The following is a 2,674-nucleotide window of genomic DNA, read 5'->3' as shown; positions in this document are numbered from 1 at the left end:
TGCGAAGAAAATCCTAAAACAGCAAAAGCAATAGTAGAAAAATCTTTAAGATCAGCAAGAGCAAGAGATGCAGCAAGAAAAGCAAGAGATCTCGTCAGGAGAAAAGGTGCGCTTGAAGGTATGGCTCTTCCTGGAAAATTAGCTGACTGTTCAGAAAAGGATCCTAAATTATGTGAAATTTGTATAGTTGAAGGTAATTCTGCAGGAGGTTCTGCAAAAGAAGGAAGAGACAGAAGGACACAAGCCATTTTACCTCTTCGTGGGAAAATATTAAATGTTGAAAAATCTAGAATAGACAGAATATTGAATTCAGAAGAAATAAAAAATATGATAACTGCTTTTGGATGCGGAATTGGAGAAGATTTTGACATTTCAAAATTGAGATACCACAAAATAATTATATTGACAGATGCGGATGTTGACGGAGCTCATATTCGTACATTGCTTTTGACATTTTTCTACAGATACATGAAAGATTTAATAAAAGATGGTCATGTGTATGCAGCTCAGCCGCCTTTATACAGAGTAAAAAAAGGAAAATTTGAACAATATGTATATAGTGATGAAGAGCTGAATAAAGTCTTAGAAGAAATTGGAAGAGACAACAAATATGAAATACAAAGGTACAAAGGTCTTGGAGAAATGGATCCTGAACAGCTTTGGGAAACAACAATGAATCCTGTAGAAAGAATTCTTTTAAGAGTAAATGAAGATGATGCAATGGAAGCAGATGAAACATTCAATATGCTCATGGGAGATAAAGTTGCTCCAAGAAGAGAATTTATTGAACAAAATGCAAGATATGTAAAGAATTTAGATATATAGGCTGTTGGAGGATATAAATGAGCGAAATTGAAAACAAAAGTAAAATAATAGATAAAAATATTACCGAGGAAATGAGAAAATCTTACCTTGACTATGCTATGACAGTTATTGTATCAAGAGCATTGCCAGATGTAAGAGATGGTTTGAAACCTGTTCACAGAAGAATATTATATTCAGCAAATGACCTTGGGCTTTTTCCTGATAAACCTCACAAAAAAAGTGCCCGTATCGTCGGAGATGTACTTGGTAAGTACCACCCACACGGAGATACAGCTGTTTATGATGCAATGGTTAGATTGGCTCAAAGTTTTTCTATGCGTTATCCATTGATTGATGGACATGGAAACTTTGGTTCCGTTGATGGAGACGGAGCTGCGGCAATGCGTTACACAGAAGCGCGTATGTCAAAAATGGCAATGGAGCTTTTAAGAGATTTCAATAAAGATACAGTAGACTTCAGACCAAACTTTGATGAAACATTAAAAGAACCGGTTGTTTTGCCGAGCCGTTTTCCAAATTTATTGGTGAATGGTTCTTCAGGTATAGCAGTTGGCATGGCAAGTTCTATTCCTCCTCACAATATAGGAGAAATAATAAACGGAACAATTGCTTACATAGATAACCCTGATATAGATGTTCAAGGACTGATGAAATATATTAAAGGACCGGATTTTCCAACAGGAGCAATTATTGAAGGCAAGGACAACATTAAAACTGCCTATATGACCGGAAGAGGCTTTGTAAAAGTAAAATCAAAGATTGAAATTGAAGAAATGAAAAATAATAAGAGCCGCATCATAGTGACAGAATTGCCTTATCAAGTTAACAAGGCAAGACTTATTGAAAAAATAGCGGAACTTGTTAAAGATAAGAAAATTGAAGGCATTTCTGATTTAAGAGATGAAAGTGACAGAACTGGTATGAGAATTGTTATAGAAATAAAAAGGGATTACAATCCTAATATTGTTCTTAACAATTTATACAAACATACACAGCTTCAGGATAATTTCAGCATTATAATGATTGCATTGGTTAATAATGAACCAAAAGTTTTAACTTTAAAAGACATGATTCATTATTATGTTTTGCATCAAAGAGAAATAATAGTGAGAAGAACTCAGTATGATTTGAATAAAGCTGAAGCAAGGGCTCACATAGTTGAAGGTTTGATAAAAGCTATTGACAACATTGATGAAGTCATTAAAATAATAAGAGCTTCTTATGATGATGCAGAACAAAGGTTGATGAATGCATTTAATTTATCTGATATACAAGCAAGAGCAATTGTAGATATGAGACTTAGACGTCTGCAAGGTCTGGAAAGAGAAAAATTAAATGCAGAATATGAAGAATTGATGAAAATGATAGCAAAATTCAAGGAAATACTTGCAAATCAGCACTTGGTTGACGAAATAATCAAGGATGAATTGAAGGAAATAAAAAATAATTACTATGATGAAAGAAGAACTGAAATTATAGCTGATGAAGGCGAAATAAACGTAGAAGATTTGATTGAAGAAGAAAATGTAGCAATAACTTTAACAAACTTCGGTTATATAAAAAGATTGCCAGAAGATACTTACAAGGCTCAAAATAGAGGCGGTAAAGGAATAACTGCTTTGACAACAAGAGAAGAAGACTTTGTAAAGGATTTATTTATTACATCAACACATGATTATTTGTTATTCCTTACAAATAAAGGAAAGATGTACAGAATTAAGGCTTATGAAGTTCCGGAAGCAAGACGTCAAGCTAAAGGAACTGCTGCAATTAATTTAATAAATATTGAAGCAGGTGAACACATAAGAGCTATAATTACTATAAGAGATCTTGAAAATGAAAATGAATT

Annotated in this window: 2 protein-coding genes; both read left to right on the top strand. The window is 33.3% G+C overall.

Going from position 1 to position 2,674, the window contains the following annotated elements:
- Nucleotides 1-825 (top strand): toprim domain-containing protein (locus tag SA378_RS11060; RefSeq protein ID WP_318526037.1); only part of this gene is annotated, 825 nt, incomplete at its 5' end.
- A gap of 17 nt (nt 826-842) precedes the next feature.
- Nucleotides 843-2,674 (top strand): DNA gyrase subunit A (gene gyrA, locus SA378_RS11055; protein WP_318526036.1); only part of this gene is annotated, 1,832 nt, incomplete at its 3' end.

The organism is Sedimentibacter sp., from assembly GCF_033447055.1.
Classification (GTDB): Bacteria; Bacillota; Clostridia; order Tissierellales; family Sedimentibacteraceae; genus Sedimentibacter.
Note: the sequence above shows the minus strand (reverse complement) of the source record. Positions and strands in the feature narration are given on the sequence as shown.